At 66.1% G+C, this 14745-nt stretch carries 11 protein-coding genes; 10 read left to right on the top strand and 1 reads right to left on the bottom strand.

Translation table 11 applies throughout. The annotated features are described in order from the left end of the window. The first annotated feature begins 121 nt into the window (after positions 1–121). The 6 genes from DPM12_RS19180 (at position 122) to DPM12_RS19205 (ending at position 7981) form a co-directional block, all read left to right on the top strand. Positions 122–1141: a LacI family DNA-binding transcriptional regulator gene (locus DPM12_RS19180; protein ID WP_112259963.1), complete on the top strand. Its 1020-nt coding sequence runs from the start codon at positions 122–124 to the stop codon at positions 1139–1141. A 384-nt stretch (positions 1142–1525) separates the two neighbouring features. Continuing rightward, positions 1526–3538: an ABC transporter substrate-binding protein gene (locus tag DPM12_RS19185; RefSeq protein WP_112259964.1), complete on the top strand. Its 2013-nt coding sequence runs from the start codon at positions 1526–1528 to the stop codon at positions 3536–3538. Between the two features lie 78 nt (positions 3539–3616). Continuing rightward, entirely contained in the window at positions 3617–4606 is a 990-nt protein-coding gene (locus tag DPM12_RS19190; protein ID WP_112259965.1) for an ABC transporter permease, read from the top strand. A gap of 10 nt (positions 4607–4616) precedes the next feature. Next, complete coding sequence (locus tag DPM12_RS19195) at positions 4617–5729, top strand: ABC transporter permease (RefSeq protein ID WP_112259966.1); 1113 nt, start codon at positions 4617–4619, stop codon at positions 5727–5729. A 78-nt stretch (positions 5730–5807) separates the two neighbouring features. Beyond that, entirely contained in the window at positions 5808–6911 is a 1104-nt protein-coding gene (locus tag DPM12_RS19200; protein ID WP_112259967.1) for an ABC transporter ATP-binding protein, read from the top strand. After that, a complete protein-coding gene (locus DPM12_RS19205; protein WP_112259968.1) occupies positions 6908–7981 on the top strand; it encodes an ABC transporter ATP-binding protein in 1074 nt (357 codons plus the stop codon). Before DPM12_RS19200 ends, DPM12_RS19205 begins: the two co-directional genes overlap by 4 nt. Before the next feature lie 140 nt (positions 7982–8121). Here DPM12_RS19205 and DPM12_RS19210 read toward each other — a convergent pair whose 3' ends face one another. Further along, the gene (locus DPM12_RS19210) at positions 8122–10161 is read right to left on the bottom strand and encodes a glycoside hydrolase (protein ID WP_158542955.1); all 2040 of its coding nucleotides are present in this window, start codon (positions 10159–10161) and stop codon (positions 8122–8124) included. A 274-nt stretch (positions 10162–10435) separates the two neighbouring features. Here DPM12_RS19210 and DPM12_RS19215 point away from each other — a divergent pair, with 274 nt between their 5' ends. From DPM12_RS19215 to DPM12_RS19230, 4 genes are all read left to right on the top strand, one after another. Beyond that, on the top strand, positions 10436–11773 hold the full coding sequence (locus DPM12_RS19215; protein ID WP_112259970.1) for an ABC transporter substrate-binding protein: 1338 nt from the start codon (positions 10436–10438) through the stop codon (positions 11771–11773). After that, positions 11754–12722 carry a carbohydrate ABC transporter permease gene (locus DPM12_RS19220; protein ID WP_112259971.1) on the top strand — a complete coding sequence of 323 codons (969 nt, stop codon included), beginning with the start codon at positions 11754–11756 and terminating at the stop codon, positions 12720–12722. The genes DPM12_RS19215 and DPM12_RS19220 overlap by 20 nt, the downstream gene beginning before the upstream one ends. Positions 12723–12725: 3 nt before the next feature. Further along, the gene (locus tag DPM12_RS19225; protein ID WP_112259972.1) at positions 12726–13556 is read left to right on the top strand and encodes a carbohydrate ABC transporter permease; all 831 of its coding nucleotides are present in this window, start codon (positions 12726–12728) and stop codon (positions 13554–13556) included. Between the two features lie 91 nt (positions 13557–13647). Then, the gene (locus DPM12_RS19230; RefSeq protein ID WP_211659153.1) at positions 13648–14706 is read left to right on the top strand and encodes a LacI family DNA-binding transcriptional regulator; all 1059 of its coding nucleotides are present in this window, start codon (positions 13648–13650) and stop codon (positions 14704–14706) included. Positions 14707–14745: the final 39 nt, after the last annotated feature.

A 14745-nucleotide genomic window follows, 5' to 3' on the forward strand; every position in this document is an offset into this window, starting at 1 on the left:
CGGAAAACTGGCCCAACACATCCGTAGCACACCGGCCACAGCCCGGCCGGTGGCCCGGTGAACGCGACTCACCGCGGCCCTGCCACCGCTCACCAGGCAAATGGGGGCGATAATGGGCGGCATGGACGCCAGCGCCGAACGTCGGGTCACCATCAGCGCCATCGCGCACGAGGCGGGGGTCTCGGTGCCCACCGTCTCGCGCGTGGTCAACGGCCGATCCGACGTCGCGCCCGAGACGCGCCAGCGAGTCGAGGAGCTGCTCCGCCGCCACGGCTATCAGCGGCGCACGTCTCGCACGCGCAGCACCGCACGGCTGATCGACCTGGTCTTCAACGACCTCGACAGCCCGTGGGCGGTGGAGATCATTCGAGGCGTGGAGGACGCCGCCCATGCTGCCGGTGTCGGCACGGTGGTGTCCGCCATCCATCGCAGCACCGAACCCGCCCGCCAGTGGCTGCAGAATTTGCGCGCCCGCGCATCCGACGGCGTCATACTGGTCAACTCGACCCTCGATCCCCGGATTCAGGACGAGTTGCGGCGCCTCAACGTGCCCATGGTCGTCGTCGACCCCGCCGGCGGGCCCACGCTCGACGCACCCACCATCGGAGCCACCAACTGGGCCGGCGGCCTCTCCGCCGTCGAGCACCTGCTCGAACTCGGACACCAGCGCATCGGGTTCATCACCGGCCCGCGCAACCGGCTGTGCAGCAGGGCACGGCTCGACGGGTACCGGGCCGCGCTGGAGTCCGCCCACCTCGAGCTTGCCGGCGACCTCACCTGGGAAGGCGACTTCTACCACGAGTCGGGCTATGACGGTGCGGCCGCACTGCTGGCCCGCCCCGAGCGGCCGACGGCCATCGCCGCCTCTAGTGACCAGATGGCCGTCGGCGCGTATGAAGCGGTACGCGTGCAGGGCCTCCGGGTGCCCGACGACGTCAGCATCGTCGGTTTCGACGATCTCCCCGAGGTGCGCTGGGCGTCTCCGCCCCTCACCACCGTGCGCCAGCCCCTCACCGAGATGGGCGCCGTCGCCGCCCGCACCGTTCTCCGGCTCGCCGCGGGCGAACACGTCGAGACCCCGCGGCTCGAACTCGCCACCACGCTCATCACGCGCGAAAGCACCGCGCCACCCAAGAGCTGAATCTGCCCTGCTGGTCTCGGCACGGGCCGCGTCGACGTCGATACCGAATACCCGCACGTTCTCGCTGTTCTCGCCGGGTTTCCGCTCGTCGCAGCGGTGCCGTCGACGCCCCGAGCGCGACCCGGTACGTGGCGCTGCCCCGGGCTCGTGCCGACACATCCGGGGGTTGACCCGCGACGTAACACCGCCTAATGTGCAGCGACAAGCTCGGTAGTTGCTGAAACTTTCGGCCGGTTCCACGGCGAATTCCGGCCGCGAGCCACGATCTCATCGCAACGGATCCCGGTCCATGACAGCCCGCTACGCACCCGACCAGGAGGGAAAGCGCTTTCCATCCCGCGCACACGCAGGAGCTCGGAACACACGGAGGAGGGAGTCTCACCCATGAACCACCAACGCCCCACATCTCCCCTGCTTTCCCGGCGGCGGCTGCTGTACGGGGGCGGCCTCGTCGTGGTCTCGGCCGCAGCCAGTGGATGCGGCTTCTTCGAAACCGATCCCGGCGGCGAGGGCGATGGCGCTGACCCCAGCGTCGACAAGGGGCCCGAAGCCCCCATGCTCGCCGAACAGGTGGACGCCGGTGATCTCCCGCCCGTCGACGAGCGCCTCCCGGTCAATCCCCTGGTCGTGGAACCCACCGAGCGCATCGGTACGTACGGAGGGACCTGGCGCACCGCCGTCACCGGGGAGGGCGACGGGCCGTGGATGCACCGCACCATCGGCTACGAGAGCCTGCTGCGCTGGACACGGGACTGGGACGAGCCCATCCTCAACGTGGCGGAGTCGTTCGAGGTCTCCGACGACGGGCGAGAGTTCACCATCCGGCTGCGCGAGGGGCACCGGTGGTCCGATGGTGAACCGTTGACCACCGAAGACGTTCAGTTCGCCTTCGACATCCTCACCAACCGCGACATCAATCAGTCCGTCCACTCGATGCTGCAACACGAAGGCGAGATCGCCGAGCTCGACATCCTCGACGATTACACATTCGTCGTCCGGTTCGCCTCGCCGCACGGCCTGTGGCGGATCAACAACGCCAACGTCGTCGACGGCGATCGGCTGATCTCCTTCCCCAAGCACTACCTGGAGAACTTCCTCCCCGAGAACAATCCCGATATCGAGGACGAAGCGCGAGAAGCCGGCTTCGAGAGCTGGCAGGAGTATTTCAACTCCATCGGCAACGGTTTCTCCGTGACGTGGAACAACCTCGACCTGCCGACCCTCAACCCGTTCATCGTCGTCGAACCGCTGCAAGGAGCCACCGACCGGGCGCTGTTCCGGCGCAACCCGTACTACTTCAAGGTCGATCCCGACGGCAGCCAGCTACCGTACCTAGACGAGGTCCGCTACGACATCATCGCGGACGAAGAAGCCATGCTCCTGCGCGCCACCAACGGCGAGTTCGACCTGCACACCCGCCACTTCAACACGCTCGAGAACCGGCCCGTCGTCGCCGAGAACCAGGAGGACGGCAACTACCGCATCCTGGAGCTCGACAGCACGTGGCACAACCAGATGACCATCATGCTCAACCTGCACCACCGCGACGAGGCCGTGCGGGAGCTGTATCAGGACCGGAACTTCCGCATCGCGCTCTCCCACGCGATCGACCGCCAGCGCCTCGTCGACGCGGTGTGGAATCGCCAGGGCGAGCCCTACCAGGCGGCGCCCGTTCCCGGGTCAGAATTCTACGACGAGGAGTTCGCTACCCAGTACCTCGAACACGATCCGGACCTGGCCAACGAGATCCTCGACGACGCCGGTTACGACGAACGCGACGGCGATGGCTACCGGCTGCGGGCGGACGGCGGACGCCTCAGCGTCCGGGTGTCGATCGCCGATCCCGGTCCCGTCGACGGATGGGTACAGGCCATGGAACTCGTCGCCGACGACTGGGAACAGATCGGCGTCGAATGCACCCTCGATCCCAAGCCTCGCGAAGCGTTCGAGACGGAGAAGAGCGAACGGGACCACGACGCCACCGTGTGGGTGGGCGAAGGCGGGCACAACGACGCGCTCATCCTCCCCCGGCAATATTTCGCGTTCGACTTCGAGTCGCACTTCGGTAACAGCTGGGCCACCGTGTGGGAAGGCGGGGAATTCGACGATCCGGACGACGTGCCCCCGCCGATGCCCGAGCCGATGGCCGAGCAGCAGCGCCTCTATGACGAGCTGACGGCCGAGCCGGACGAAGCGGCGCGCAATGAGATCTTCCAGGAGATTCTCGAGATCGCCAAGGAACAGTTCTGGTGCATCGGCACGGTCCGCTTGGAGGGTACATACGGGATCGTGCACGACCGCTTCCAGAACGTCGGCGGTCCCATGCCCGAGTCCAGCGTGCTCAACACCCCGGCACCGGCCAATGCCGAGCAGTTCTTCGTCGATGAGGACGCCTGACGCGCTGTCCGCGACGAGCTGTCAGTGCGACGAGCAGTCAGCGCCCCGACGCCGACGGATTGATCGGGTGATCAGCCGATGCTGAAGTTCGTAGGCCGCCGGACCCTGTACATGGTCCCCACGCTGCTGGCCATCTCGGTGGTGATCTTCGTGGTCATCAACTTGCCCCCGGGCGACTACGTCACGTCGCTGGTGGCCGAACTGCGGGGCCAGGGACAGGTGGTGTCGATGGAGCGCGAACGCGGGCTCCGCGAGCTGTACGGGCTGAACCGGCCGCTGTGGGAGCAATACGTCGCCTGGGTCTCCGACCTCCTCCGGGGTGATCTCGGCCGCTCGTTCGACCTGCAGCAACCCGTCGCGGAGGTGATCCGCGAGCGGTTGCCGATCACGGTGGCGCTCGCCGGCGTCACCTTGCTGTTCACCTGGATCGTCGCGTTCCCGATCGGGGTGTACGCCGCCGTCAAGCAATACTCGATCGGCGACTACCTGGCCACGACGTTCGGTTTCCTGGGCCTGGCCATCCCGAACTTCCTGCTGGCGTTGCTCCTCATGACCGTGAGCGTGCAGTACTTCGGCTACGTCCCCGAAGGGTTGTGCTCGCCGGAGTACTGCGACGCCAGCTGGAATCTCGGCAAGGTCCTCGATGCGCTGAAACACTGGTGGCTTCCGGTGATCGTGATCGGGACGGCAGGCACCGCCGGACTGATCCGTATCCTGCGCGCGAACCTGCTCGACGAGCTCCGCAAGCCGTATGTGGTCGCGGCTCGTGCCCGCGGGGTTCCGAAACGACGCCTGGTCGCGCGCTATCCGCTGCGGGTGGCGATGAACCCGTTCGTCTCCACCGTCGGATGGGTGCTGCCGCTACTGCTCGCCGGCGACGTCATCGTCGCGCAGATCCTCTCGTTGCCGACCCTCGGCCGGGTGTTCCTGACGTCGCTCCAGCAACAGGACATGTACCTGGCGGGCTCGATCCTCATGATCTACAGCCTGCTGACGGTGATCGGCACGATGATCTCGGACCTGCTACTGGCCTGGCTGGACCCCCGGGTCCGCCTCGGATACCAGTGAGGGAGGACCCATGAGCGAGGGCACGCCCACCACCACGGAGCACTCGGCGTCGCAAGCCAGGCTGGTCTGGTGGAATTTCCGCAAGCACAAGCTCGCCGTCACCGGGGCCGTCGTGACGGTCGCCTTCTTTCTCATCGCGATCTTCGCCGAATTTCTCGCCCCGTTCAGCCCCGGGCGGGTCAACGAGGAGTACACCTACGCGCCACCCCAGATACCTCGCATCGTGGACACGAGCGGGGAGAGCTGGGACTGGGGGCTGCACGTGTACGGGTACAGCGCCGAGCAGGATCCGGAGACGCTGCGTGTCACCTACACGACGGACGAGACGCAAAAGATCCCCTTGCAGTTCTTCGCCAAGGGCGAGGAGTACAAGCTGTTCGGCTTGATCCCGTGGGATCGTCATCTGATCGGCCCGGCGAACCCGGACGATCCGATGTACCTGCTCGGCTCCGACGGGACCGGGCGTGATCAGCTGAGCAGGCTGATGCATGCCACCCGGATCTCGATGACGGTCGGGCTCGTTGGCGTCGCACTGGCATTCCTGCTGGGTGTCACGCTCGGCGGCATCTCCGGATACTTCGGTGGCCGGGTCGACACGTTCATCCAGAGGTTCATCGAGTTCGTAATGTCGATCCCCACGCTGCCGCTATGGCTCGGGCTGACCGCAGCGATCCCGGTAACCGTGGGTCCGGTGAAACGCTACTTCCTCATCAGCGTGATCCTGGCGATCATCGCCTGGACCACGCTCGCCCGCGAGGTGCGGGGACGCTTCCTCGCACTGCGCAACGAGGACTACGTGACCTCGGCCTGGCTCGACGGGTCGAGCCGCCGCAGGGTCATGTTCCGGCACATGCTGCCATCGACGACGAGTCACCTGATCGCGGCGCTCACCCTCTCCATTCCCGGGGTGATCCTCGCCGAGACGGCCCTGAGCTGGCTCGGTCTCGGGCTTCAGGCACCCGTGGTGAGCTGGGGTGTCTTGCTGATCGACGCCCAGAGCGTGCGCGTGATCTCCCATGCGCCCTGGTTGCTGCTGCCCGGTCTGGCGGTGGTGATCGCAGTTCTCGCACTCAACTTCGTCGGTGACGGCCTGCGGGATGCGGCGGATCCATACCGATCGTGATCGATCACCACCCACCCGGAATCGCCCGGCTGACGAGCACCCACCGGCCCATCGAGGTAGCACGCACGAGGAGGAGCAGTGACCGAATCCGACGCGCTGCTTGAGGTCAACGGCCTGAAGACGCATTTCTTCACCCCCGATGGCGTGGTCCGCGCCGTCGACGGCGTGGACTTGACGGTGCCCCGAGCGCGGACCGTGTGCATCGTCGGCGAGTCCGGCTGCGGCAAGAGCATCACGTCCCGCTCCATCCTGCGGCTCATCGACCCGCCGGGGCGCATCGTCGATGGCGAGATCGTGTGGCGGGGCGGGCAGCAGAGCGGCCGCACACCCGGCGACGGTGCGGCCGTCGATCTCGTCTCGCTGGATCCGGACGGCGAGCGCATCCGCCGGATACGCGGCAACGAGATCTCGATGATCTTTCAAGAGCCGATGGCGTCACTGTCACCCATGTACACCGTCGGTGCACAAATGATCGAAACGATCCGCCTGCACCGTTCCATGAGCAAGGACGAGGCCCGCGAACACGCCACCGCCATGCTGGCCAGGGTCGGCATTCCCCAACCCGAGCGCCGCATCGATGCCTACTCGTTCCAGCTCTCGGGTGGCATGTCCCAGCGCGTCATGATCGCCATGGCGCTGGCCTGTCAGCCCGATCTGCTCATCGCCGACGAGCCCACCACGGCGCTCGACGTGACCACGCAGGCGAGGATCCTCGACCTCATCCGCGAGCTGCAAGCCGACACCCACATGTCAGTCCTGTTCATCACGCACGATCTCGGGGTGGTCGCCGAGCTCGCCGACGACGTCGTCGTCATGTATCTCGGCACCGTCGTCGAGACCGGCAGCGTCGACGACGTCTTCCACGATCCGAAGCACCCGTACACGAGGGCACTGCTGCGTTCCATTCCGACCATGGGCCGCGGAACCCGCGAACGCCTGCCGTCGATCCGGGGCATGGTTCCACATCCCTCCCAGCGCCCACCTGGATGTCCCTACCATCCGCGTTGCGACGAGGCCATCGCCGGCCGCTGCGACCAGGAGGATCCGCCGGTCGTCGCGCTCGGCCCGCGGCGCACGGCCCGGTGCGTGCTCTACGACCCGTCCGGCGGTCCGCCCGGGCCGTCCCCGGCCAGCGCTGGAGCGTCCGGCACAGCTGAAGCAGGCATGGAGGACACACCATGAACGACGACGTCCCGCTGCTCGACATCCGCGGCCTGACCATGCGGTTTCCGGTCAAGAAGAACATGTTCGGGAGGGTGACCCGGTACGCGCGGGCTGTCGAGAACGTCGACCTGGCCATCGCCCGGGGCGAGACCCTCGGGCTGGTCGGCGAGTCCGGGTGCGGCAAGACCACATTGGGACGTTGCATCGTGCGGACGCACCGGCCCGTCGGTGGCTCGATCTTCTACCGGAACGACGACGGCTCAGCGGCCGACCTCGCGGCGCTCACCACCAAGCAACTGCGCCCGTACCAGCGTGAGGTGCGGCTGATCTTCCAGGACCCGTTCTCTTCGCTCAATCCCCGCATGACGCTCCTGCAGATCGTCGGCGAGCCGCTGCACACCCAGGGCATCGCCCGGGGATCCGAACTGGAAGACCGCGTGGCGGAGATGCTGCGCCGGGTGGGCCTCCGGCCGGAGTACATGCGGCGCTATCCCCACGCGTTCTCCGGAGGGGAGCGCCAGCGGGTGAACATCGCCCGGGCGCTGATCCCGCAGCCACGGCTCGTGGTGGCCGACGAGCCGGTCTCGGCGCTCGACGTCTCGGTCCGTGCGCAGATCCTCAACCTGTTGCTGGAGCTCCAGGAGGAGCTGGACCTGACCTATCTGTTCATCTCGCACGACCTTTCCGTGGTGGAGAGTATCTGCCACCGGGTCGCCGTCATGTACTTCGGCTCGATCGTCGAGACTGCCGCCACGAGCGATCTCTACACGCAGCCCCAGCACCCGTACACCGAGGCGCTGTTGTCCGCGGTTCCCCAGCCCGATCCCCGGCTACGCGGGTCGGGCCGGATCCGGCTCCCCGACGATCTGCCGGACCCCACCGATCCGCCTGCAGGTTGCTCGTTCCACACCCGCTGTCCCTACGCCCGTCCCGACACCTGTGCGGTGGGAGACCCGCCGGGGCTGCACGCGGCCGCGCAGGATCACGAGGCGGCCTGCCACTTCTCCAGTCAGCTGCACCTGACCGGTGTCGCATCCGGCCCGGAGGGGCTCGCACCACAAAAGGACCTCGCACAACAATACGAGTGATCTCTCCCGGAGCATTCACCCGCGGGAGCCGGGCGAGAAACCGACATTGTCGAGGCCATGACCTCGACAATGTCGGTTCCTTCCCGCTTGTAGCCGCACGGCACGGAAGGCGTGTGCCTGGAGCTCACATCCTCGCCGGATCAGTCGCTGAACTCGACCGCGTCGAGGTTGAACATCTTCAGATTCGCCCGCGGGTGGTTCTCGAACACTAGATACATGTCGTGGAACCCGTACGCGCCGTCGTCGGGATCGGTGTCGATGTCCGTCGAGACGGTGATCCACTCACTGGGGCACCAGCCGGCCCACGGGCGTGCGCACGCGTGAGGATCGTCAGCGGCGGGCACATCCAGCTCCCCCACCACCGGGCCGTTCCGCGGATCGTCGAGGCGAACCTCGATGGTGCCGCCGCGCATGGGCGCGACCCGCGCGTGCATGCGCAGCTCCCCCTTCTGGTCGAGGAAGCCCGCAGCCGACCCGTCGGCGAAGTTCACGTTCGCGTATTCGACGTGGGTGCCGTGGCGGATGTTGGTGAGCATCGCCCCGCCGTCACCGTCGTCGCGGATCTTCAGCCCGCGGGACATGCCGTCGTTTTCCTCCGCGGGGTACGTCGAGAAGACATCTCGCACCCTCGGCAGGTCCGGCAGCTCGGCCTCCTGCGGGACGAACGTGGTCACGCTGGAGCCGCGAAGCTTCACATCAAGGGTGCCGTCGACGACGTCGACGTCCTCCTGCTTCCACAGGTTCTCGCTGGCCGACGTCCGGTACGGCACGACGGAGTCGAGGTCCGACGGGAAACCGTCGAGGTCGAACCGGATGGCCCGATCGTCGTCGGCGTTGTTGACGGCGACGATCGCGAACTCCCCGGTCCCGGGATCCTTATACGCGGTGACGAGGACATCGTCCGCCGGGCGCGCGTCGGTTCCGATGGCCACGTCTCCGGGTTCGATGAACCGGCTGTAGTTGCCGAAGGTGTAGTAGCGCTTGAACGTCCGGTACTCGCCGGTTTCGGTCGGGTTCCCCGACTGCGGTGAGCCATCGTTCATCAACCGGATGAGGTTGGAACCGTCCGCGCCGCTATTGGACGCCGGCCACCACCAGAAGTAGGCGTTGAGATCCACCATCTCGATCATGTTCCCGATGACGTTGGCATAGCGCAGGCCATCGGTGATCGTGTTGTTCTCGAAGATCCGGTCCTGCGGCGCGCCCTGGTTCATGTACTCGGTCTGCCAGATCGTCTTGCCGAGATCGTTCGACGTCGTCCACTCGTCCGGATCCGGCGCCGTGGCATCGTCCACCAGGCCCGCGTACGCGTGCGCGGCGACCACGTCGACGTCGTCGACGGTGTCCGGGTCGTTCAGGGCGGGCCGCACGTACTCGTCACTGAACTCGATCGCCTCACCGAGCAGGATCTGGGCCGGGACGTCGCGTTCGTCGAACGTCGGCGCCAGGTAGTCGCGCACGAACTCGTTGAGCTCCTCGGGAGTCCAGAGGCTGCTGGAGTAGCCGCCGCTGAAGTCCGGTTCGTTGGCCGGAGAGATGTAGTCGATCTCGATGTCGAAGTGCTCCTCGTATCCGAGGACGTATTCGGCCAGGTAGTCCGCGTACTCCTGGTACATGTCGTCGCGCAGCCGGTTGGGCCCGTCGCCGCCGCCGGTCACGCTCGCGTTCTCCTTCATCCAGGCGGGCGGGCTCCAGGCGCTGGCGACGAAGGTGTCGACGCCACGTTTCTTCGCCTCATTCATCAGCCAGATCTGGTAACGATCGAAGTCGTCCTTCTTCTCGTCCCAGTCCGGCTGGTCCCACACCAGCTCGCCGGGTTCGGGCATGATCGTGTCCGTGGGGCCGTCATAGACGTCATCGCCCCATTCGCCGAGACCGCCGTCACCCACCATGACCCGGACGATGTCCATGCCGATGCCGTTGTCCCGGTTGAAGATCATGTCCAGGATCCGCGTGCGGATCGGCTCATCCAGGCGCTGGATCGAGCCGGCCTTGTGGAACGCGAACGAGCCGCCGAACCCGTCCACGGTCTGCCGCTCGTCGTTCCAGTTCACCACGCTGATCGGCCGGTCATCTGGCTCGTGGCCGGGTTCCGTGCCGGCCGAGCTTGCCGCACCACCTCCGACCACCAGTGCCAGTCCGGAGCCAATGGCAAGGGCGCGAGAATGTTTCCGTCTCACGTCGATCGACCTCCTCGGCGTCATCGGTTACGCCCTCGGTCCGATATCGATAACTTCCGGAACAGTGTGCCGGAGACAGGGCATTTCTACTACCCCTAATAACGACCTGATCTCACTTCCAATACGCCTCTGAGGAGGGTTGACCGGCGTGGAAGAGCGACTGTAACGTACCCGAAACTATCGAAAGTTCGTTGCCGCACGGCCGTTCGGCATAAGCCCCATCGACGTCGGCCGCGGGTGACGCGGCCCGAGGAGCCTCATCAGGAGGACGGAGATGACAGCATCCAGCCCCATCCGCCGCCGGACGTTTCTGGCGGCTATCGGCGCCAGCGCGACGGCGCTGGCCACTGGCGCTTGCGGGAGCGACGACTCGGACAACTCCGGTGCCGAGACCGTCGATCCCGCTGATGCCAGCGGCGAGATCGACGTGTGGGCCCTCACCGAGGACGCACTCAACCCGGTCAGTCAGGACTCGCTCGATCGGTTCTTCCACACCGAAGAGTCGAACGTGACGGCCAACCTGATCACCGAGTCCAACGACAGCTATCGAGACGTTCTGCAAACGATCATCGACACCGACCAACGCCCCGACATCTTCTTCAACTGGGGCGGTGGCAGCATCCGTTCCTACGTCCAGGCGGGGCTGGTCGAGGATCTCACGCCGTACCTCGAAAACGATCCGGAATTCCGGGACACCTTCCTGCCGTCCGTACTCGAAGCGGGCCAGATCGACGGCGCCTACTACGGCATTCCGATGCGGACGATGCAGCCCAAACTCATGTTCTACAACACGGCTGTTTTCGACGACGTCGGCGTCAGCGTTCCCACCACGTGGCAGGAGTTCCTCGATGCCGCGGATGCGTTCAACGACGCCGGCATCACTCCGGTCGCCGTCGCCGGCGCCGACTCGTGGACCCTGCTCATGTGGGTCGAGTACCTGACCGATCGGCTCGGCGGCGCGCAGGTCTTCCGCGACATCACCGAGGGCACCGGAGAAGGCTGGCGGCATCCGGCCATCACCGAGATGGTCAACACCATCCGGGATCTGGTCGACCGGGGCGTGTTCGGCAACGCGTTCGCCTCCGTGCAGTACGACGATTCGGGACCGCTGCTCGAAGACGGCATGGCGGCCATGATGCTCTCGGGGAGCTGGGAGTACACGAACTTCCTCAACAGCAATCCCGACTTCGTCCAGAACAGTCTCGAATGGGGCCCGTTCCCGGCCATCGAGGGTGGTGAGGGCGACCCCGACAACGTCGCCGGCAACCCGACCAACTACTTCTCCGTGCACGCCAATTCGCCACTCAAGGAAGTGGCCATCGAGTACCTCAAACAGGAGATGGGCTCCGACGAGTACGTCCAGGATCTCCTCGACATCGGAGACATCCCGGCGGTGGCCGACATCGAGCCGCTCATCGAAGGACACGAACACGAGGAATACTTCAGCTTCGTCTACAACATGGCCGCGAACGCGCCGAACTTCCAGCTGTCCTGGGACCAGGCGATCGATCGCCCGCAGGCCGAACCCATGCTCGAAGCCATAGAGAACGTGTTCCTCGGCAACCTCGACGCGGAAGGCTTCATCCAAGCCAATGAAGACGCCGCAAGCTGAACGTGAGCGCTCGCTTCCGGACTCGCGGCTGCCTCACCGGAAGCGAGCGCTCCGCACCAAGTCCGATTCGGACACCCTGCCCCGTCCGGGCGCGGCCTACCTCCTGCCCGCTGTCATCTTCTTCGGCGTGTTCGCCGTGGTGCCGCTCGCCCTCGTGGTGGTGCTGTCGTTCTCGTCGTGGCCAGGCTTCGGCGAGATCCAGTGGACCGGCCTCGACAACTGGGAACGGCTGCTCGGCGACAGCCGGGTGTGGGAATCCACCCGGATCACGCTGATGCTGACGGCGCTGGGTTGGCTCACCCAGACGCCCATGGCTCTTCTCATCGGAGTCTGGGCGGCCGGCCCACAGCGCAACCGGGCGGTGCTGTCGTCGATCTTCTTCCTTCCCCTGTTGCTCTCGTCCGCGGCGATAGCCGTCCTCTTCCACCGGTTCCTCGATCCGAACTACGGCATGGCACGAGAGCTGGGCCCACTCTTCGGTTTGCCCGACGGCAACATCATCGGCTCGTCGCAGGGCGCGTTCATCACGATCGTGTTCGTCAGTGGGTGGCAGTGGATACCCTTCCACACTCTCCTCTACCAGGCCGGAGCACGGAACATCCCCACCGTGCTCTACGACGCCGCGACGATCGACGGGGCCAGCCGCTCCGCGATGTTCTGGCGGATCACCGTGCCACAGCTGCGGCACACGATCGTGACGTCGTCGGTCATCATGGTCGTCGGCTCGCTGATCACTTTCGAAACGGTGCTGCTACTCACCGGCGGCGGGCCTGGTGGCGCTACCCGGATCCTGCCGTATCTCATGTACACCGCCGGGTTCGAGTCGTTCGAGATGGGCTACGCCGCCGCGATCGCGACCGTGCTCGTGGTCGTGGCCACCACGATGTCGCTCATCATCGTCAAGTTCTCCGGATTCGCCAAGATGCGCTCCACTCTGGAAGGTATGTAGCCGATGGCTCGCGGATCGACGAATCGACCCAATTGGCTGGCCGGAGCATTCTCGCTCGTCTGGCTCATCATCATCAGCGTTCCGATCCTGAGCATGATCATATGGAGCCTGACCACCGAGCGCGCGTTCCGCGAGGCCGGTCCGCTGGCGTTGCCGACCGAGTGGACACTCGGCAACGTCGTCAACGTCATCGAACGCGGGTTCTTGCAGTATTACTGGAACACGGGAATCGTCACGGTCGGCAGCATCGTGCTGTCGCTCTCCCTGGCCCTGCCCGCGGCATACGCCATCGTCCGCTCGAAGAACTGGCTGGCCACCACATCGTTCCGGATGTTCCTGCTCGGGCTGGCCATCCCGGCGCAGGCCGTGATCATCCCCCTGTATCTGATCGTCACCGAGATGGGCCTGTACGACACGCTGATCGCGGTCATCCTGCCGACGGTGGCGTTCACGCTGCCGCTGGCCATCCTGATCCTGTCCGGTGCGCTACGAGACGTGCCGCGGGACGTGTACGAGGCCATGACTCTCGACGGCGCGGGAACGTTCCGTATCTTGATCAGCGGAGTCATCCCGGTTGCCCGTGGCAGCATCGCCGCCGTGGGTATCTTCATCGGCCTGCAAGCCTGGAACAACTTCATCTTCCCGCTGATCTTCATCCGCAGCGAGGACAAGAAGGTCGTCACGCTCGGGTTGCGGGAGTTCCAGCAGGAGTTCGCGGTCGACATTCCCGGCCTGATGATGGGCGTGTTGCTCTCGGCCGTTCCGGTGTTCCTGCTCTACCTGTTCGCCCGCCGGTGGCTCATCGCCGGGCTGGCGGGGCTCGGCGGCAAATGAGCATGGTCGGTGATGCGATGTTCGAAACACCGTTGCGAACACCATTGCGGACACCGTTCCGGGCGCCATCCGAAACACCGTCCGGAACCGGATGGCCATGCCCGTAGACGACACGAGCCGCGACGAGCGCCGGGTGACCATCAGCGCGATCGCCCGGGAAGCCGGGGTCTCCGTACCCACGGTTTCCCGGGTGGTCAACGGCCGCTCCGACGTCGCACCACAGACGCGGCAGCGGATCGAGGATCTCCTGCGTCGCTACGGCTACAGCAGGCGGACGAACCACAGCACCCCTACCGCCCGGCTCATCGACCTGGTATTCAACGATCTCGACAGCCCGTGGGCGGTCGAGATCATCCGCGGCGTGGAAGACGTCGCGCACGGTGCCGGCGTCGGGACCGTGGTCTCGGCCACCCACCGCGAACCCGCAGCGGCGCGGCAATGGCTGCAGAACCTGCGTGCCCGCGAATCCGACGGCGTGATCCTCGTGATCTCGCCGCTGGATTCGCCCATGCAAGAGGAATTGCACCGGCTCAACGTCCCGATGGTCGTGGTCGACCCGGCGGGAGGATCCCCGCTCGAAACCCCGACCATCGGCGCCAGCAACTGGGCCGGCGGCCTGTCCGCCGTCGACCACCTGATCGAGCTCGGACACCGGCGGATCGGATTCGTCGCGGGACCCCGTACGCTGCTGTGCAGCCGTGCCCGGCTCGACGGCTACCGGGCCGGGCTGGAAGCCGCGGGCATCGGGATCGACGATGCGCTGATCCGGGAAGGCGACTTCTACCACGAGTCCGGCTTTCACGGCGGCCGTGAGCTGCTGGAGCTCGACGATCCACCCACGGCGATCTTCGCGTCGAGCGACCAGATGGCGTTCGGCGTCTACGAAGCGGTCCGCCAGCACGGGCTGCGCATTCCCGACGACGTCAGCGTCATCGGCTTCGACGACCTCCCGGAGGCGCGGTGGTCGTCGCCACCGCTCACCACCGTGCGCCAGCCACTCGCGCAGATGGGTGTGCTGGCAGCGCGCAACGTGCTGCGCCTGGCCAGCGGCGACGGTCTGGAGAGCCCTCGGGTGGAGCTCGCGACCAGCCTCACGGTCCGGGAGAGCACCACCTCCCCTCCCGCTCCTCCCGCTGATCATGAACACTAGTCGACCTATGGGCAGGTTCAATCGGTGCTTGCAATGAGC

Source organism: Phytoactinopolyspora halophila (assembly GCF_003287285.1).
GTDB lineage: Bacteria > Actinomycetota > Actinomycetes > Jiangellales > Jiangellaceae > Phytoactinopolyspora_A > Phytoactinopolyspora_A halophila.